The sequence below is a fragment of the Spirillospora sp. CA-142024 genome (assembly GCF_050942325.1).
Classification (GTDB): Bacteria; Actinomycetota; Actinomycetes; order Streptosporangiales; family Streptosporangiaceae; genus Spirillospora.
The window spans coordinates 3,662,640-3,681,434 of the sequence record NZ_CP192077.1 but is presented as its reverse complement, the minus strand read 5'-3'; the positions used below and the strand labels follow the sequence as shown (position 1 = coordinate 3,681,434).

The 18,795-nt window shown below is 71.4% G+C and carries 15 protein-coding genes; 6 read left to right on the top strand and 9 right to left on the bottom strand.

Features of this window, described 5'->3' with window-relative positions:
* Positions 1–121 precede the first annotated feature (121 nt).
* Genes ACQPZP_RS17830 through ACQPZP_RS17820 form a run of 3 tightly spaced genes read left to right on the top strand, consistent with a single transcriptional unit; the run spans position 122 to position 4,233 of the window.
* The gene (locus ACQPZP_RS17830) at positions 122–1,102 is read left to right on the top strand and encodes an ATP-binding cassette domain-containing protein (RefSeq protein WP_433478728.1); all 981 of its coding nucleotides are present in this window, start codon (positions 122–124) and stop codon (positions 1,100–1,102) included.
* Complete coding sequence (locus ACQPZP_RS17825) at positions 1,099–1,926, top strand: ABC transporter permease (RefSeq protein WP_433478727.1); 828 nt, start codon at positions 1,099–1,101, stop codon at positions 1,924–1,926. Before ACQPZP_RS17830 ends, ACQPZP_RS17825 begins: the two co-directional genes overlap by 4 nt.
* 18 nt (positions 1,927–1,944) lie before the next feature.
* Positions 1,945–4,233 (top strand): glycoside hydrolase family 3 C-terminal domain-containing protein, encoded by a 2,289-nt coding sequence (locus ACQPZP_RS17820; RefSeq protein ID WP_433478726.1) that lies wholly within the window; start codon positions 1,945–1,947, stop codon positions 4,231–4,233.
* Here ACQPZP_RS17820 and ACQPZP_RS17815 read toward each other — a convergent pair.
* From ACQPZP_RS17815 to ACQPZP_RS17780, 8 genes are all read right to left on the bottom strand, one after another.
* Positions 4,181–5,101 (bottom strand): sugar phosphate isomerase/epimerase family protein, encoded by a 921-nt coding sequence (locus ACQPZP_RS17815; RefSeq protein ID WP_433478725.1) that lies wholly within the window; start codon positions 5,099–5,101, stop codon positions 4,181–4,183. The two genes, ACQPZP_RS17820 and ACQPZP_RS17815, sit on opposite strands and share 53 nt — an antisense overlap.
* Entirely contained in the window at positions 5,098–6,114 is a 1,017-nt protein-coding gene (locus ACQPZP_RS17810; protein WP_433478724.1) for a Gfo/Idh/MocA family oxidoreductase, read from the bottom strand. The genes ACQPZP_RS17815 and ACQPZP_RS17810 overlap by 4 nt, the downstream gene beginning before the upstream one ends.
* Before the next feature lie 17 nt (positions 6,115–6,131).
* Positions 6,132–7,094 carry a TIM barrel protein gene (locus tag ACQPZP_RS17805; RefSeq protein WP_433478723.1) on the bottom strand — a complete coding sequence of 321 codons (963 nt, stop codon included), beginning with the start codon at positions 7,092–7,094 and terminating at the stop codon, positions 6,132–6,134.
* Between the two features lie 29 nt (positions 7,095–7,123).
* A complete protein-coding gene (locus ACQPZP_RS17800; RefSeq protein WP_433478722.1) occupies positions 7,124–8,623 on the bottom strand; it encodes a CoA-acylating methylmalonate-semialdehyde dehydrogenase in 1,500 nt (499 codons plus the stop codon).
* Positions 8,620–10,521, bottom strand: coding sequence for a 3D-(3,5/4)-trihydroxycyclohexane-1,2-dione acylhydrolase (decyclizing) (iolD, locus tag ACQPZP_RS17795; RefSeq protein WP_433478721.1), 1,902 nt, complete (start codon positions 10,519–10,521; stop codon positions 8,620–8,622). The genes ACQPZP_RS17800 and iolD overlap by 4 nt, the downstream gene beginning before the upstream one ends.
* A gap of 4 nt (positions 10,522–10,525) precedes the next feature.
* Positions 10,526–11,422, bottom strand: a complete 897-nt coding sequence (iolB, locus tag ACQPZP_RS17790; protein WP_433478720.1) for a 5-deoxy-glucuronate isomerase — start codon at positions 11,420–11,422, stop codon at positions 10,526–10,528.
* A gap of 25 nt (positions 11,423–11,447) precedes the next feature.
* Complete coding sequence (iolC, locus tag ACQPZP_RS17785; RefSeq protein ID WP_433478719.1) at positions 11,448–12,470, bottom strand: 5-dehydro-2-deoxygluconokinase; 1,023 nt, start codon at positions 12,468–12,470, stop codon at positions 11,448–11,450.
* A 104-nt stretch (positions 12,471–12,574) separates the two neighbouring features.
* Complete coding sequence (locus ACQPZP_RS17780) at positions 12,575–13,600, bottom strand: LacI family DNA-binding transcriptional regulator (protein WP_433478718.1); 1,026 nt, start codon at positions 13,598–13,600, stop codon at positions 12,575–12,577.
* 329 nt (positions 13,601–13,929) lie between these two features.
* Between ACQPZP_RS17780 and ACQPZP_RS17775 the strand changes: the two genes are divergently transcribed.
* The 3 genes from ACQPZP_RS17775 to ACQPZP_RS17765 all read left to right on the top strand — a co-directional run bounded on the left by ACQPZP_RS17775 (position 13,930) and on the right by ACQPZP_RS17765 (position 16,917).
* Positions 13,930–14,928, top strand: coding sequence for a sugar ABC transporter substrate-binding protein (locus ACQPZP_RS17775; protein WP_433478717.1), 999 nt, complete (start codon positions 13,930–13,932; stop codon positions 14,926–14,928).
* 64 nt (positions 14,929–14,992) lie between these two features.
* On the top strand, positions 14,993–16,048 hold the full coding sequence (locus ACQPZP_RS17770) for an ABC transporter permease (protein WP_433478716.1): 1,056 nt from the start codon (positions 14,993–14,995) through the stop codon (positions 16,046–16,048).
* Positions 16,045–16,917: an ATP-binding cassette domain-containing protein gene (locus tag ACQPZP_RS17765; RefSeq protein ID WP_433478715.1), complete on the top strand. Its 873-nt coding sequence runs from the start codon at positions 16,045–16,047 to the stop codon at positions 16,915–16,917. Before ACQPZP_RS17770 ends, ACQPZP_RS17765 begins: the two co-directional genes overlap by 4 nt.
* Before the next feature lie 114 nt (positions 16,918–17,031).
* On the opposite strand, the gene ACQPZP_RS17760 is transcribed toward ACQPZP_RS17765, so the two are convergent.
* Positions 17,032–18,750, bottom strand: coding sequence for a GAF domain-containing protein (locus tag ACQPZP_RS17760; RefSeq protein ID WP_433478714.1), 1,719 nt, complete (start codon positions 18,748–18,750; stop codon positions 17,032–17,034).
* Between the last annotated feature and the right edge of the window lie 45 nt (positions 18,751–18,795).

The following is an 18,795-nucleotide window of genomic DNA, read 5'->3' as shown; positions in this document are numbered from 1 at the left end:
CGCTGTGCGCACGCTCAGACGCTATCGCTCGGGAGGTCTGTGCCGGGCACCCCCTTAGGGTATGGTGTACGCAAATTCGCGTATGCTGTACGCGAAGTAGGGTCAGGGGACAGGAGGCCACATGCCCGACAACGCGATCCTCGCCGAGGGGATCCGCAAGGACTACGGGGAGAAACGCGCGCTCGACGGCTTCGATCTGGCGGTGCCGAAGGGCATGGTCTACGGTCTGCTCGGCCCGAACGGGGCGGGGAAGACCACGGCCGTGCGCATCCTGACCACGCTCGTCCGGCTGGACGGCGGGCGCGCGGAGGTCACCGGGCTCGACGTCGCCACGCGGGCACGGCAGGTGCGCCAGCGGATCGGGCTGGCCGGGCAGCATGCCGCACTGGACGAGGTCCTCACCGGACGGCAGAACCTGCGCATGTTCGGGCGCCTGTTCCATCTGGGCAGGAAGCGCGCGGCGCAGCGGGCCGAAGAGCTGCTGGAGCGGTTCGACCTGGTGGAGGCGGCCGACAAGGGGCTCAAGGAGTACAGCGGCGGGATGCGCCGCCGTCTCGACCTCGCGGCCAGCATGATCCTGGCACCGGACGTGCTGTTCCTGGACGAGCCGACCACCGGGCTCGATCCGCGCGGCCGGAACGAGGTGTGGCAGTCCGTCCGGTCGCTGGTCGCGCGGGGCACGACCGTCCTGCTGACGACGCAGTACCTGGACGAGGCCGACCAGCTGGCCGGGCGCATCGCCGTCCTCGACCGCGGCCGGGTCATCGCGGACGGCCCCCCTGAGTCGCTGAAGCGGCTGATCGGCGGGGACCGGATCGAGGTGGTGGTGCGCGACCCGGCGACCCTGTCCGCGGCGGCCGCCGTGGTCGCCCGCGTCGCGTCCGCCGAGCCGCAGACCGACGCGGCGGCGGCGCGGGTGCACGCGCCGGTCGCCGAACGGGTGGCCGCGCTCACCGAGGTCGCCCGCACGCTGCAGGACGACGGCATCGCAGTGGAGGACATCGGGCTGCGGCGGCCGACGCTGGACGAGGTGTTCCTGCGCCTCACCGGACACCACACCGGGGACGAGGCACCGAGGAAGAAGGCGGGGGTCGAAGCGTGACCGTCCAGAGCAAGACGGCCGACGACGGACTCGGCGGGCGGCTCTACTGGGCCGTCGCGGACTGCTGGACGATCGTCCTGCGAGGCCTGACGCACTACGTCCGGCAGCCGAGCAACATCGCCTGGCAACTCGGGTTCCCCATCGTCTCGGTGCTGTTGTTCGGCTATGTCTTCGGCAGCGCGATGTCGGTGCCCGGCGGTGGGGACTACCGCACGTTCCTGATGCCGGGCATGTTCGGCATGACGATGGCGATGGGCTTCATGAACACGGCCTATGTCGTCGTGTACGACAGCGCACGCGGGGTCACCGACAGGTTCCGGTCCATGCCGATGTCGCCGTCCGCCGTCGTCACGGGACGGGGTGTCGGCGACCTGATCGGCGCGACCCTCGACCTTGTCGTCCTGGCTCTGACGGCGCTGGCGATCGGCTGGCGTTCCAGCGGCGGCCTGCCGGCGACCCTCGGGGCCTTCGGCCTGCTCCTGCTTCTGCGTTTCGCGCTGATCTGGATCGGCGTCCTGCTCGGGCTTCTGGTGCCGAACGAGGAGGCGGCCGGCAGCCTGTTCGCGGTGGCGTTCCCCTTCGCGATGATCTCCAGCGCGTTCGTCGCTCCGTCCCTGATGCCGCACTGGCTGGGGACGATCGCGATGTGGAACCCGGTGTCCGCCACGGTGACGGCCTCCCGCGAGCTGTTCGGCAATCCGGTGGCGGCCGGCGACACGTGGATCGAACAGCACGCCATGCTGATGGCGGTGGTCTGGCCGGTCGTCATCACGGCGATCTTCCTGCCCCTGGCGATCCGTCGTTACCAGCGGCTGAGCCGCTGACCACAGCAGGGAGCGAGCATGACCGACGTCACCCCTCGACTGAACGTGCAGGCGATCCTCGCCGGGCTCACCCTCGTGGAGAAGGCCGAACTGCTGGACGGCTCGGACTTCTGGCACACGCAGCCCGTGGAGCGCCTCGGCGTGCCGGCGATCATGGTGACGGACGGCCCGCACGGGCTGCGCAAACAGGCGGCGAGCGCCGACCATCTGGGCCTGAACGCGTCGGTGCCGGCCACGTGCTTCCCGCCGGCGGCCGGCATCGCCTCCAGCTGGGATCCGGCGCTCATGCGGCGGGTGGGCGCGGCGCTCGGCGACGAGTGCCGCGCCGCCGGGGTGGCCGTGCTGCTCGGCCCCGGCGTGAACATGAAGCGCTCCCCGCTGTGCGGCCGCAACTTCGAGTACTTCTCCGAAGACCCCGCGCTCGCGGGCGAACTCGCCGCCGCAATGGTGGAGGGCGTGCAGAGCCGGGGCGTCGGCACGTCGGTCAAGCACTTCGCGGCGAACAACCAGGAGACCGACCGCATGACGGTCTCGGCCGAGATCGACGAGCGCACCCTGCGCGAGATCTACCTGCCCGCGTTCGAGAGGGTCGTCACCGGCGCCCGGCCGTGGACGGTGATGTGTTCGTACAACAAGATCAACGGCGTTTACGCCTCGGAGAGCCCCTGGCTGCTGACCGACGTGCTGCGCCGAGACTGGGGCTACGAGGGCCTCGTGGTCTCCGACTGGGGCGCCGTCAACGAGCGCGACAAGGCGGTCGCCGCCGGTCTGGACCTTGAGATGCCGGCCTCGGGCGGCGTCGGCGGCCGCACCGTTCTCGATGCGGTGCGCGCCGGCACGCTGAGCGAGGCCGACGTCGACCAGGCCGTGGCGAACGTGCTTGGCCTGGTCGCCAAGGCGCAGGCCCGCGAGCCGCTCGACGGTTTCGACGCCGACGCGCACCATGCCCTCGCCCACGAGGCCGCGCTCGCCGGCGCGGTGCTGCTGAAGAACGAGCGCGGCCTCCTGCCGCTCGACCCTGGCGCGAAGGGTCCGGTCGCGGTGATCGGCGAGTTCGCCCGTTCCCCGCGCTTCCAGGGTGCCGGCTCGTCGCAGGTCAACCCCACCCGCGTCGACTCGGCCCTCGACAGCCTGCGCACCGCGCTGGACGGTACGCGCGAGGTGGTGTTCGCCCCCGGTTTCGCGATCGAGACGCAGGCGGCGGACCCGGCGCTGGTCGACGAGGCGGTGCGCGCAGCCGCGGCGGCCGACGTCGCCATCGTGTTCCTGGGCCTGCCGCCCTCCTATGAGTCGGAGGGCTACGACCGCGAGCACATGGATCTGCCCGCCGACCAGGTCGCGCTGCTCCGGGCCGTCGCCGCGGCCAATCCGCGCGTCGTCGTGGTGCTCTCGAACGGCTCGGCGGTCACGGTCTCGGACTGGGAGGACGAGGCACAGGCCGTGTTGGAGGGCTGGCTGCTCGGCCAGGCAGGCGGCGCCGCCATCGCCGATCTGCTGCTCGGCGTCGCCTCGCCTTCCGGCAAGCTGGCCGAGACGATCCCGATGCGCTTTCAAGACAACCCCACCGTCGGCAACTTCCCCGGTGAGAACGGCGTCGTGCGCTATGGCGAGGGCCTGCTCATCGGGTACCGCTGGTACGACGCGCATGGGCTTCAGGTGTCCTACCCCTTCGGCCATGGGCTGTCGTACACGAGCTTCGCCTATTCGGGGTTCGAGACCGAGGTGCTCGAAGACGGCGCGAGCCCGCGCGTCCTGGTGCGCCTGACCGTCGAGAACACCGGCGAGGTCGCCGGGGCCGAGATCGTGCAGCTGTACGTGACCGACCCCCAGGCATCCGTCTACCGCCCCGAGCAGGAACTGCGCGCCTTCGCCCGCGTCGCCCTCGAACCCGGCCAGGCGAAGACCGTGGCCCTCGAACTCGGCTCCCGTGCCTTCGCGTACTGGGATACCGGCAGGGGCCATACCGGTCGCGGCGCCTGGGTCGTGGAGGGCGGCGAGTTCGGCCTGCGCGTCGGCGCGTCCAGCCGCGACATCCGTCTGTCGGGCACCGTCGTGCTCTCCGGCGACGAGACGCCGGCCCCGCTCGGCGCCGACTCGACCGCGGAGGACTTCCTGGCGCATCCCGCGGCCGGACGGTGGCTCAGGCAGCGCCTCGAAGGCACGCGGATGGGCGCCAGACTCTTGGACGGGCCGCATGGCCGCATGATGCGGGCGATCCCCCTGGTGCGCCTGTCCCGGTTCCCCGGTGCGCCGTTCACCGAGGCCGACCTGGCCGAAGCAGCCCGGGCGTTCTCGCCACCGGCCTGACGGCCGCGGTCAGTTCCTTGGAGATGCGTTCCAGCATGAAGACGGCGGACTCGCGGGCACGTTCCTCCCAGGCGAACACGCACACCGTGGCGACGCCGTCGAAGCTCAGGTCGCGGAGCGTGCCGAAAAGGATGTCCCAGTCCACTTCGCCTTGGCCGATGTCGAGGTGCTGGTGGATGCGGGCCGGGGTGCCCGGCGGGTTGAGGACGTAGCGCAGGCCGGAGGAGCCCTTGTGGTTGAACGAGTCGGCGAAGTGCACATGGGCGAGCTTGTCGCCGGCATAGCGCAGCATCGAGGCGATGTCGGCTCCCGGATCGTCGCCGGACAGGTGGAAGGTGTGCGGCGCGCAGTACAGGTAGTTCACCCAGGGCTTGTTGATGGCCCTGACCAGGTCCACGGCGGGCTCGTTGACCTCGCAGAAGTCGTCGGGATGCGCCTCGATGTTGAGCGCGATGCCCTCCTGTTCGAGGATCGGCAGGAGTTCCTCCATCGACCGCCAGAACGCGGCCTCGCTCTCGGCCGCGCGCTCGGGACGGCCGTTGAACTCGGAGTTCATCAGCGTGCACTCCAGCTCGACTGCGACCTGGATCATGCGTTTCCAGTAGCGGACGGCCGCCTGCCGCTCGGCCTCGTCGGGGCTGGACCACCTGTAGAGCGGAAGGATGGACGACAGTTCCACGCCGGTCTCGCGCAGGGCCGTCTTGAGTTCGGCGACCTTGTCGTCATCGGCCCTGGGATGGAGGAAGAATGGCATGAAGTCGTCGCGGGGCGACAGTTCGATGTGGGAGTAGCCGATGTCGGCCGCGGTGCGGACCATCTCGGCTATCGGCAGTGCGCGGAACATGTACGGGTCCAGGGCGATCTTCACTGCTGCGCTCCCGAGTAGAAGGACGGACGCGGTTCCATGTCGACGGGGACGGTCTCCCCCGTCTTCAGTGCCTCCACGGTCGCGTCGCCGACCGCGGTGGCCGCGTAGCCGTCCCAGGCGGAGGGGCCGGTGGCCGTGCCCGCCGAGGCGGCGTCCACCCATGCCTGGATCTCGGCGTCGAACGCGTCGCCGAACCGCTCCCGCCAGTCGGTCACGACGGCGACGCCTTCCCGCCCGTCCTGGCGCACCGCCGGCCGGGCCGGGTCGGGCAGCCGGGCGACGCCGGTCTCGCCGACGACCTCGCAGCGGATGTCGTAGCCGTACTGGCAGTTGACGAAGACCTCCACGTCGACGCGGACGCCGCCGGAGGTCTCGAAAAGCATGAGCTGAGGGTCCTGGAGATGGTCGAACCGCCGCCGGGTCGGACGCGGGGTGAGCACCTGCGCCGAGACGATCTCCTCGTCCAGGAGCCAGCGCAGCACGTCGACCTCGTGGATGGCGGTGTCCAGCATCGCCATCTCGGAGGTGTAGGACACCGGAACCGTGGGGTTGCGGTGGGCGCAGTGCACGATCAGCGGGGCGCCGATGTCGCCGGCGTCCACGAGCCTCTTCAGCCGCCGGTAGGCGTCGTCGTAGCGGCGCATGAACCCGACCTGGACCAGGCGGCGGCCGTGCGCGGTCTCAGCCTGCAGGATGCGCAGGCAGTCCGCCGCGTCGGTGGCGAGCGGCTTCTCGCAGAACACCGGTTTGCCGGCCGCGACGGCGGCCAGCACGTACTCGGCGTGGGTCGGTCCCCACGAGGTCACCAGCACGGCGTCCACATCGGGACGGGCGACCACCTCGGCACCCGACGCGTGCGGCCGGGCACCGGCCTCGGCGGCGAGCAGTCCGGCGCGGTCGGCCGCCAGGTCGGTGACGGCGACCACCTCGGCGCCGATGACGACGGTCGTCAGCCGGCGGGTGTGCTCCTGGCCGATCATTCCGGCCCCGATCACTCCGACGCGCAAGGGCATCGCGTTCTCCTGTTCGATCAGTGGTGTGGGTGCGTCCGAGGACGGCTGGTGCCAGAGAGTCCCTGGCCGGCCAGGTAGTCACGGGTGCGCCTGGCGATGGGGAGCGGGACGTCCGGCTCGCACGGATAGAGGTCCTGCTCGACGATCACGAACAGTTCGGCGTCGAGCGTGGACAGCTCGGCGATGACGTCGGCCGGGTTCGGCACGCCCGCCGGAGGCTCGACGCACACGCCGCGCCGGACCGCCTCGCCGAAGCCGAGGTTCTCGGTCGCGACCTGGACGAGAACGTCCGGGTCCATCTGCTTGATGTGCACGTAGCCCATGCGCTCGCCGTACCGGCGGATCAGGTCGACGGCGTCGCCGCCCCCGTAGGCGACGTGGCCGGTGTCCAGGCACAGGTTGACGTAGCGGGAGTCGGTGCCGTCGAGGAGTCGCTCGATCGCGGGCTGGGTCTGGATGTGGCTGTCGGCGTGCGGATGGACGACGAGCCGGACATCGTGCTCCTCCAGGAGGATCTTGCCCAGCTCGTCCGCCGCGGCCGTGAGCGCCCTCCACTGGTCGGGAGTGAGCGTGGGCTCCTCGGTGAACGCACCGGTCTTCTCGTCGCGGAACATCGGCGGGATGAACACCAGGTGGTGGGCGCCCGAGGCGGCGGCCAGCCTGGCGACCCGGCGCACCTCGGCGAGCATCGCGGGCCACTCGTCCGGGCGGTGCAGGGCCCCGAAGGTGGTGCCGCCGGAGACGCTCAGCCCGCGCGAGCCGACCTCCTCGGCAAGGCGTTCCGGGTCGGTGGGCAGGTAGCCGTAGGGCCCGAGCTCCAGCCACCGGTATCCGGCCTGTGCGAGCTCGTCGAGGAAGCGGGTGAAGTGGACCTGGCGTTCGTCCTCGGGGAACCAGACGCCCCACGAGTCGGGCGCCGAGCCGAGACAGAGGTGGCCCGCCACGGTGCGGGCGGCGTCCGGGCCGGAGATCGTCGTCATCGTGCTGCTCCTTTTCGGGGAGGGCAGGCTCAGCCTGCGGTCGGGAAGCTGAATGCGGCGGGGGACGCGGAGCCGTGAACGTGCGGCCAGCGCGTGGTGACGACCTTGGGGCGGGTGTAGAACCGCACGCCCTCAGGACCGTGAATCGGGCTGTCGCCGATCAGCGAGTCCTTCCAGCCGCCGAAGGAGTAGTAGGACATCGGCACAGGGACCGGGACGTTGACGCCGATCATGCCGACCCTCACCTCGCGCTGGAACCGGCGCGCCGCGCCGCCGTCCGCGGTGAAGATCGCGGTGCCGTTCCCGTAGGGGTTGGCGTTGACCAGCGCGATCGCCTCGTCCAGCGAGGCGGCGCGGACGATCGCCAGCACCGGGCCGAACAGTTCCTCCCGGTAGGCGGCCATCTCCGGGGTGACGTGGTCCAGCACCGAAGGCCCGGTGAAGAAGCCCTCCTCGTGGCCGTCCACCTTCAGTCCGCGCCCGTCGACGACCACGGTGGCGCCCTGTGCGGCGGCCGCCCCGACCGCCGCTTCGATCCGGTCCAGGGCCGCCCGGGTCACCAGCGGTCCCATGTCGCTGGTTGGAACGTTCCCAGGGCCGACGCGGATGTCCCGTGCCCTCCGTTCGAGGACGGTCGCCAGCGCGTCGGCGGCGTCCCCGACGGCGACGGCGACGGCGACCGCCATGCAGCGCTCGCCGGCCGACCCGAAGGCTGCGGCGGTGAGGTGGGCGGCGGCGAACTCCGGGTCGGCGTCCGGCAGCACGACGGCGTGGTTCTTGGCGCCCCCCAGCGCCTGCACGCGCTTGCCCGCCGCGGTGGCGCGCTCATGCACGTACCGGGCGATGGGGGTGGAGCCGACGAACGAGACCGCGGCGATCCCGGGGTGGTCGAGGACGGCGTCCACGGCCTCCTTGTCACCGTGCACGACGTTGAAGACCCCGTCGGGCAGTCCGGCCTCGGCGTACAGCCGGGCGATCAGCGCGGACGCCGAGGGATCGCGCTCGCTCGGCTTGAGCACGAAGGTGTTGCCGGCGGCGATGGCGATCGGGTGCATCCACAGCGGCACCATGACCGGGAAGTTGAAGGGGGTGATGCCGCCGCACACGCCCAGCGGCTGCCGGAGGGTGTGCACGTCGACCCCCCGCGACACCTGGTCGGAGTGGCCGCCCTTGAGCGCCTCGGCGATGCCGCAGGCGTACTCGACCACCTCCCGGCCTCGGACGATCTCGCCCCGGGCGTCGTCGACCACCTTGCCGTGCTCGGCGGAGACGATCTCGGCGAGCTCGTCCTCGTGGCGGACCAGCAGCTCCCGGAAGGCGAACATGATCCGCGTCCGCTGGGACAGCGACGTCTCCTGCCAGGACGCGAACGCGTCGCTCGCGGCGGCCACGGCGGCGTCCACATCGGACGCCCCCGCCAGCGGCACCCGCGCCCGCTCCTGCCCGGTGGCCGGATTCCACACCGGGGCGTACCGCCCGGACGTCCCCGGCGCCGGGGAGCCGTTGATCCAGTGCTCGATGGTCGTCACGTCGTCTCCTTAGTGGGCGGGGTCAGGTAGTGCCGCTGGGCCTTCTTGGCGGCGGCGTAGGTCTCGTAGGCCCGGCGGGTGCTCTCCAGCTCCGACACCTGGCCGACCGGCACGTCCCACCAGCCGGACCCGGGCGGATTGGGGCCGAGCAGGTCCGTCTCCACGTGCACGACGGTGGTGCGGCCGGCCGCCTTGGCCTTCACGATCGCGGCGCGGAACTCCTCCACGCCGCCGGCCTGGATGACGTCGGCGCCAAGGCTCGCGGCGTTGGCCGCCAGGTCGACGGGCAGCACATCGCCGTCGAGAAGGCCGCTGCCGGGATCGCGGTAGCGGTACCGGGTGCCGAAGCGCTGGGAGCCGAGGGACTCCGAGAGCGAGCCGATCGAGGCGAACCCGTGGTTCTGCACCACGATGACGACCACCTTGATCCCCTCGGAGACCATGGTGACGATCTCCTGAGCCATCATCAGGTACGACCCGTCGCCGACCAGCACGAACACCTCGCGATCGGGATCGGCCATCTTGACGCCGAGGCCCGCGGCCACCTCGTAGCCCATGCAGGAGTAGGCGTACTCCACGTGGTAGGCCTTCGGGTCGGACGCGCGCCAGAGCATCTGCAGGTCGCCGGGCATGCTCCCGGCCGCGTTGATCACCACGTCGCGGGGCCCGGCCAGTTCGTTGAGCGCGCCGAGGATCTCGGTCTGCGCCGGGAGCGGGCCGTGGCCGAGGCGGTAGCACTCCTCGGTCGTGCGCCGCCACTCCCCCGCCAGCCGCCGGGTGCGCTCCCGGTAGGCGGGGTCGACCTCCCAGCCGGTCAGTTCGGCGGCCAGGGCGTCGATGCCACGGCGGGCGTCGGCGACCAGCGGGAGCGCCGAGTGCTTCACCGCGTCCAGCCGCGCCACGTTGAGATTGACGAACGTGACGCCGGGGTCGCCGAACACGGTATGGCTCGCGGTGGTGAAGTCGCTGTAGCGGGTGCCGATGCCGAGCACCACGTCCGCCTCGGCCGCCAGCGCGTTGGCGGCGGCGGTGCCGGTGGCGCCGATGCCGCCGACGGCGCACGGGTGGTCCCACGGCACCGCGCCCTTGCCGGCGTGCGTGTCGGCCACCGGGATCCCGGTCGACTCTGCGAAGCGCCGCAGCTCTTCGGTGGCCTCGGAGTACACCGCGCCGCCGCCCGCGACGATCAGCGGCCGCCGCGCCGGGCGGAGGAGCGCGGCCGCCCGCCCGATCTCCTCGGGTTCCGGCGCCGGGCGGGCCACCCCCCACGCCCGGCGCCGGAAGAACTCGACCGGCCAGTCGAACGCCTCGGCCTGGACGTCCTGCGGCAGGCAGAGGGTGACCGCGCCGGTCTCCGCCGGGTCGGTCAGCACCCGCATCGCGGCGAGCGCGGCCGGGATGAGCTGCTCGGGACGGCTGATTCGGTCGAAGTACTTGGACACCGGACGGAAGGCGTCGTTCACCGACACGTCCCCCGCGCGGCCGTCCTCCAGTTGCTGCAAGACCGGATCCGGGACGCGGGTCGCGAACATGTCGCTCGGCAGCAGCAGCACCGGCAGGCGGTTGGTGGTCGCCAGCGCCGCGCCGGTGATCATGTTCGTCGAACCGGGGCCGGTCGACGCGGTGCAGGCGAAGGCGGCCATGCGGTTCCGCATCTTGGCGAACGCGCTCGCCGCGTGCACCATGCCCTGTTCGTTGCGCGCCAGGTAGTAGGGAAGGTCGACGTCCTCGGTGTGCGCGGACTGCAGCAACGCCTGGCCGATGCCGGCGACGTTGCCGTGCCCGAAGATGCCCCAGACGCCGGGGATGAGCCGCTGTTCGACGCCGTCCCGCGCGCTCCACTGCCGGGCCAGGAAACGGACGAGTGCCTGCGCCGTGGTGAGCCTGATCGATTCCATCGGCTCAGGCCTCCTTCCGGACGCGACCGCCCGCGGAGGTCAGCGGCACGCGCGGGTCGAGCGTCACGGTGTCCCAAGTGCCGCGCACCCAGGCGTGGGCCGGGTCGTCGCAGATCAGCCACGCCCGTTCGGGGGCGGGCCCGGCCATCACGTTGAGGTAGTAGAGGTCGTAGCCGGGAGCGGCCATGGACGGGCCGTGCCAGCCGTGCGGGATCAGCACCGCGTCCCCGTCCCGCACCTCGGCGAGCACGTCCAGGGGACGGCCGGGCGTCCCGTAGACCCGCTGGTACGCCACCCCGGGCCCGGCGGGACCACTGGCGATCCCGAAGTAGTAGATCTCCTCAAGGCGGCTCTCCCCCTCGCGCGTCTCGTCGTGCTTGTGCGGCGGATAGGACGACCAGTTGCCGCCGGGCGTCAGCACCTCGCACACCAGCAGCCGGTCGGCGGGGAAGCCGTCTGGCATGCAGTAGCCGTTCACCTGCCGGCTGCAGTTCCCGGCGCCGCGCGGCTCGACGGGCACCTGCTCCGCCGGGCCGTAGCGCACCGGCAGCCTGCGCTCGCAGCGGGCCGACGGCAGGGCGAACCGGCCGCCGTCCCGGCTGCTGATCAACGCCTCGGCGGCACGCGGCAGGTAGACGAAGTCGGTGACGCGGTCGAAGACGTGCTCGCGGCCGGCCACGTCCACGGTCCGGCCCTCGCATTCCACCCGGCAGCCGCCGGACAGCGGAAGCACCAGGTGCTCGGCGTCCCCCGTGTCGATCGTGTGCGATCCGCCCGGGGGCAGTTCCAGCACGCGCAGCCCGGAGTACCCCCAGCCCGCCGACTCGGGCGTGATCACCGCCGCGAACGGACCGTCGGCGGTCTGCCCCGCCCGCACATGCAGCTCGGCGTCTGCGCTCATGACCGGGCTCTTCTCCCGCAGGCGGTCACGCATGGTCCACCCGCTTCGCCATCTCATCGTGCGCCGCACGGAGCCGGGCGAGGACCTGCTCCTCGGTCGGCATGGCGTCGGAGCAGGCCAGTTCGCCGGCGACGTGCGCCCCGGCGGCGTTGGCGAACGAGATCGTGCGGCCCAGATCCCAGCCGGCCAGCAGCCCATGGCACAGGGCGCCGCCGAAGGCGTCGCCCGCCCCCAGTCCGTTGACGACCTCGACCGGTACGGGCGGAACCTCCACCGGCCCGGCGTCATCGACCGCCAGCACCCCGTCCGGGCCGCGTTTCACCACGGCCAGCGAGACGCCGCACTCGCGGAGCGCCCGCGCGGCCTCGTACGGGTCGCGCACGCCCACGGCCGTCGCGCACTCGTCGAGGTTGCCGGCCGCCACCGTGACGTGTTCCAGCGCCTTGCGCACCCAGGCGCCCGCCTGCTCCCGCGAGTCCCAGAACATCGGCCGGTAGTCCAGGTCGAGCACGGTGATCCCGCGCCCTTCCCGTGCCTCCAGCGCAGCCAGGGTCGCCGAACGGCTCGGCTCGGTGCACAGGCCGGTGACCGTCACCCAGAAGATCCGGGCTTCCGCGATCGCCTCGAAGTCCAGTTCCCCGGGCACGATGTCCAGGTCGGGGGCCTTGGGCGCCCGGTAGAAGTACAGCGGGAAGTCGTCCGGCGGGAAGATCTCGCAGAACGTCAGCGGCGTATGCAGACCGTCCGACTCGCCGACGAACCGGGCGTCCACGCCGTAGCCCGTCAGCGCCTGGCGCACGAAGGTCCCGAACGGGTCCGCGCCGGTCTTGGTGATCACGGCCGAACGGCGGCCGTACCTCGCCGCCGCCACGGCCACGTTCGTGGGGCTACCGCCGAGGAACCTGCCGAACCTGGCGACGTCCTGGAGCGGCACCCCGGTCCGCAGGGGGTACAGGTCGACGCCGACGCGCCCCATCGCCAGGACGTCGAACGCCTCGACGTCCCCGGGCGGCGGCGGTCCGCCTTCCCCGCGCCCCGCACTGTTCACGTGGTGACCTCCCCTGGCCCGGCCTGCTGTGATCCATTCACGCTTCTAGAGCGCTCTAGTTTCCCGACTATGAGCCCGCTCACCGAGGGTTGTCAAGACCGGCGCTAGGTCCGGCAGGACGCGGTGGTGCCGCGTACGACCAGGTGAGGGGAGATGACGAAGTCCCGGTCGGTGCCGCCGTCGCCGGACAGCCGCGCGACGGCCCTCTCCACGGCCAGGCTCGCCATACGGCCGGCGTCCTGGCCGATGGTCGTGAGGTTGACGTGGGACAGGCGCGACAGCCGGCTGTCGTCGAAGCCGATGACGGAGACGTCCCTGGGAACCGAGACCCCGGCCCGCAGGAGCGAGTCGAGCACCCCGGCGGCGCAGTCGTCGTCGTAGGCGATCACCGCGGTGGGCGGTTCACCCCCGTCCAGGAGCAGCCGCGCGGCGGTCGCGCCGGACTCCGCCGTCTGGCCTCCGGGGACGATCCGGGCGCTGCCGCCAAGGCCGTGCCGCCGCATGGCGGCCCGGTAGGCCCGCCGCCGGTCGGTCGCCTTCGGGCTGCGGCCGCCGTCGATGTGGGCGATGTCGCGGTGCCCGAGCTTCACCAGGTGGTCGACCGCCTGGCGCATCCCCGCCTCCTCGTCGGTGTGCACCAGGTCGATCGACGGCTCCCGCAGCCGGCGGCCGACGGCGATCAGCGGCACCCGCCGGGCGAGTTCGTCCAGCCTCGTCGCCGGAGACTCGGGGCCGAGCATGATGAGCGCGTCGCAGCGGTAGCCCAGCAGGGTCTCCACGGCGCGGCGCTCGTCGCGGCGGGGGGTCAGGGCGCTGAGGACCACCTCGTAGTCGGAATCGTCCGCCGCGGCGTAGATCCCCTCGATGAGGTCGGTGTGGAAGGCGTGCTGCACGTTGAACGTCACGCCGAGCAGCCGTGGGCTGTTGCGGGCGAGCAGCCGGGCGCGCGTGTCCGGCCGGTAGCCGAGCTCGGCGGCCGCCTTGAGCACCCGTTCCCGGGTCTCCTCGCTGGCGCCGGCGACCCCCCGGATGACGATCGACACCAGCGCACGGGACACCCCGGCCCGCGCCGCGACATCCTCCAGCGTGGGCCGTTTCGCGCCGCCGCCTCTCGCGGATCGCCCGGTCAAGGCCGCTCCCTTCGCATCGAACATTGCGACCAACTTGCCGCATATGTATTGACATGCTCTTGTGACCCTCATCATAGTGATGACACTAGAGCGCTCTATGACCCTCAGCTCGAACAACTCACCAGGTATAGCACCTCGATCCGGCGGACCTCGGAACTAGAGCGCTCTAACGGGGAACGCCCCATGACCCGCGAGCGCCCGCGGCACACCACACCCTGCGGTCGGACCCGGTACACGCGGTCCGAGTCGAACTCCAGATCACCTCCGCCCGCGGGCACGGCCGGCGGGCCCACATCGAACAGCAGCGAACGCGATAGATGGAGACGCCCATGCTGAGAACCAAGCGAGCGGTGGGGACCGCCCTTCTGGCGGTGTCCGTCCTGACCGCCGCGGCCGCGTGCAGTAGCACCGGCGGCAAGAAGGCCCAGGACGAGGGCCAGGCGGTCGGGGCGGGCAAGGCGGACACGCCGCGCATGAAGGTCGCGATGATCACGCATGAGGCTCCCGGCGACACGTTCTGGGACATCGTCCGCAAGGGTGCCCAGGCCGCGGCCGCCAAGGACAACGTCCAGCTCGTCTACTCCGCCGACCCGGACGCCGGCAAGCAGGCCACCCTGGTGCAGAACGCCATCGACAGCAAGGTCGACGGCATCGCCGTGACCCTCGCCAAGCCCTCCGCGCTGTCCGGCGCCGTGCAGAAGGCCAAGGCCGCGGGCATTCCTGTCGTCGCCTTCAACTCCGGGCTGGACGACTGGCAGAAGGCCGGCGCGCTGGAGTACTTCGGCTCCGACGAGCACCTTGCGGGAGAGAGCGCCAGCAAGCGGCTCTCCGACGAAGGCGCCAAGCACGTCCTGTGCGTGCCGCAAGAGCAGGGACAGGTCGCCCTTGAGGCGCGCTGTGAGGGCGTGGCCAAGGGCTTCTCCGGCACGACGACCAAGCTCTACGTGACCGGCACCAACATGCCGTCGGTGCGGTCCACCGTCGCCGCCAAGCTCAAGGAGGACAAGAGCATCGACCGCGTGATCATGCTGGGTGCGCCGTTCGCCCTCACCGCGGTCCAGTCGGTCAAGGACGCCGGAAGCGACGCTAAGGTCGCCACCTTCGACATGAACACCGAACTGGTGAAGGCCGTGCAAAGCGGCGACGTCGAGTGGTCGGTCGACCAGCAGCCGTACCTGCAGGGCTACCTCGCCGTCGACTCCCTGTGGCTCTACAAGACCAACGGCAACGTCATCGGCGGTGGCAAGACCACCGCCACCGGGCCCTACTTCGTCGACAAGAGCAACGTCTCCACCGTCCTGCAGTTCGCGAACCGGGGGACGCGATAACGACCCCGACCGGGGCGTCTCCCGAGGCGCTCCGGCCCCTCCCCCCGGACCCATGGAGGTTCTGATGAGTCAAACACTGGACATCGGCGTCCGCCCGCCGACTCCCGACGAACGGCTCACCCGCAGATCGCCGCTGGCCCGGCTGCTCGGGCGCCCGGAGATCGGATCGCTGGGCGGCGCGATCGTCATCTACGCGTTCTTCTTCGCGGTCGCCGAGCCTTTCCGCGGGCTGGACGCGCTGGCGACCATCCTCTACGCCGCCTCCACGCTCGGCATCCCCGCGGTCGGCGTCGCGCTGCTCATGATCGGCGGCGAGTTCGACCTGTCGGCCGGGGTGGCGGTCACCAGTTCCGCGCTGGTCGCCTCGATGCTCGCCTTCCAGCTCACCGCGAACCTGTGGGCCGGCATCGGCGTCTCGCTGCTGGTGGCGCTGGGGGTCGGCGCGCTGAACGGCTATCTGGTCGTCAGAACCGGGATCCACAGCTTCCTGGTGACCCTGTCGACCTTCCTGATGCTGCAGGGTCTGAACCTGGCGGTCACCAAGATCGTCACGGGCAACGTCGCCAGCCCCAACATCTCGGACATGGCGGGCTTCGAGTCGGCCCGCGCGTTCTTCGCCTCCGAGTGGGACGTCGGCGGTGTGTCGCTGCGCATCAGCGTCCTGTGGTGGCTGCTGTTCGTGGCCGTCGCCACCTGGACGCTGCTGCGGACCCGCGTCGGCAACTGGATCTTCTCGGTCGGCGGCGCCGCCCCGAGCGCCCGGGCCGTGGGCGTGCCGGTGCGCGGCGTGAAGATCGGCCTGTTCATGACGGTGGGCTTCACGTGCTGGTTCACCGGCATGAACCTGCTGTTCTCGTTCAACACCGTCCAGTCCGGCGAGGGCGTCGGCAACGAGTTCCGGTACATCATCGCGGCCGTCATCGGCGGCTGCCTGCTCACCGGCGGGTACGGCTCGGCGATGGGCGCGGCGATCGGCGCGTTCATCTTCGGCATGGCCACCCAGGGCATCGTCTACGCCGGGTGGAACCCGGACTGGTTCTTCTTCTTCCTCGGCGCGATGCTCCTGTTCGCCACCCTGTTCAACCTGTGGGTCCGCCGCCGGACGGAGGCGAGCCGATGACCGTCACCGGGACGCCGCTCGTCCGGCTGGTCAAGGCGGGCAAGCGCTACGGCAACATCATCGCCCTCACCGGCGTCGACCTGGAGGTGGGCGCGGGCGAGGTCACCTGCGTGCTGGGCGACAACGGCGCGGGCAAGTCCACCCTCATCAAGATCATCGCCGGTCTGCACCAACACGACGAGGGAACCTACGAGGTCGAGGGCGAGCCGGTGCGCTTCGGTTCCCCCCGCGACGCGCTGGCCCGCGGCATCGCGACCGTGTACCAGGACCTGGCGGTCGTCCCGCTCATGCCGGTGTGGCGCAACTTCTTCCTCGGCTCCGAGGCGCGCAAGGGGTGGGGCCCCGCCGGCCGGCTCGACATCGGCTTCATGCGGCACACGACCAAGACCGAACTGGCCAACATGGGCATCGACCTGCGGGACGTCGACCAGCCCATCGGCACCCTGTCCGGCGGTGAGCGGCAATGCGTGGCCATCGCCCGCGCGGTCTACTTCGGCGCCAAGGTCCTCATCCTGGACGAGCCGACCGCCGCGCTCGGCGTCAAGCAGGCCGGGGTCGTGCTGCGCTACATCATCCAGGCCCGCGAGCGGGGGCTCGGCGTCATCTTCATCAGCCACAACCCGCACCACGCCTTCCCGGTCGGCGACCGGTTCCTGCTGCTCAACCGCGGCCGTAGCGCCGGCCACCACGCCAGGGGCGAGATCACCCGCGAGGAGCTCACCGGGCTCATGGCCGGCGGCGCCGAACTGGAGGCGCTCAGCCACGAACTGGAAGGCACCGGCGCGAACCCGGAGATCCAGCAGATCGCCGCCGAGCTCGAACACGAGGTCACCGAGCTGACCGGGCGGCCCCCGAAAGAGAACGCGTGAAGCGCTCCGTCGCCCCGCTCGAACTCGCCGGTCCGCGAGGACGGCCGGACTGACCAGCGGGCAGCCCGGGCGGGACGGTGGAACCCGACCACCGTCCCGCCGGGCGTGACCTCGTCACGCGTCCTTGAGCGGAACGTGCCAGATCAGCACCGTCCCGCCGTCAGGGCGTGGCTCGGTGGTGAAAGCGCCCCCCAGTGCTTCGGCCCGCTCGCACATGTTGCGGAGGCCGCTGTGACGGCCGCCCTCCGGGATGCCCACTCCGTTGTCCTCGACTCGCAGGGCCACTTCGTCGTTCACATCGATGGCCACGGTGACCTGCGAGGCGTGCGCGTGGCGGGCCACATTGGAGAGCGCCTCTTGGACGACGGCCAGCAGATGCTCACCGAAGTCGTCACCGACCACGGTGTCCAGCAGCCCGTCCAGCCGCACCGAAGGCGCGAACCCGAGGTGCTCGGCCGCGGCGTCGGCCAGCGCGTGCACGCGGCTGCGCAACGACTCGTCCTCCTCGGGCCCCTGCAGCGCGAAGATGGACGAGCGGATCTGCCGGATGGTGTCGTCCAGGTCGTCCACCGCCCGCTGCACCCGGACCGCCACTTCCCGCTTTCGCGTGATCTTGATCGCCGCCATCAACGTCATCGCCGTGGCGAACAGCCGCTGGATCACGGTGTCGTGCAGGTCCTTGGCGATCCGGTCGCGGTCCTCCAGCAGCGCCAGCCGCTCGGCGTCCCGGCGCCGGTCCGCCAGTTCCAGCGCCACGGCCGCCTGACCGGCGAACGCCTCCAGCAGCCGCCGCGTCCCCTCCGAGAACACGGCCGCACCGGGCGGTTTGGTCACCGAGATCACGCCGCGCGCCGAGGCGCCGAGACCCAGCGGCACCACCACCAGCGGCCCGACCGGCACCTGCGCCGGCACGTTCGCCTCTCGCGCCGCCTCTCCGCCGTCGGCCAGCCGCAAGGCGACCCCGTTGGTGAACACCGGCCCGGCCACCGAGCGATCGAGCGGCACCCGCAGCCCTTCCACCCGCTCGGCGCCTTCGCCGTGGGCGGCCTCCACCACGAACTCCGCGCCGCCGTCGTCGACCAGCGCCACGGTCGCCAGGTCGGCGTCGGCGATCTCCCTGGCCCGCTGCGCGACCAGCATGGTCACCTCGTGCGGGTCGGTGCCCGACAGCAGCGCGGTGGAGATCTCCGTCGACGCCTCCAGCCACCGCTCCCGCCGCCGCGTCTCCTCGTACAGCCGGGCGTTCTCGATCGCCACCCCCGCCGCGGTGGCCAGCGCGGTCACCACGACCTCGTCCTCCTGGTCGAACTCGCCGCCACCGGCCTTCTCGGTCAGGTACAGGTTCCCGAACACCTCGTCACGCACCAGGACGGGCACACCCAGGAACGTGCGCATCGGCGGATGGTTCGCCGGGAACCCGTAGGAGTCGGCGTGCTCGGTCAGATCCGGCAGCCGGATCGGACGCGGCTCGCGGATCAGCAGCCCCAGGATCCCGTGCCCGTGCGGCCAGTGGCCGATCGACTCGATCTCCTCCTCGCTCACCCCCACCGTGATGAACCGGACCAGCCGCTCCCCCTCTTCACCGATCACGCCCAGGGCGCCGTAACGCGCGTCCACCAAAGTGGCCGCGGCCTCGGTGATCCGGCGCAGCACCGACTCCAGGTCCAGCTCACTGCCGACCGAGACCACGGCCTCCAGCAGGGCGTGCACACGATCCCGTGTCGAGCGCGCGGCCTCCAGCCGCGCCTGCAGCTCGCTCAACAGCTCGTCCAGCGGCAACTGCGGGAGAACAAGCCTCGCCCGATCCTCATCGGCCCGTGAATCATCGGCCATGAACTCAGTATTCCCAGCGCCATGAACGATGTCAGCCTCCGGGCC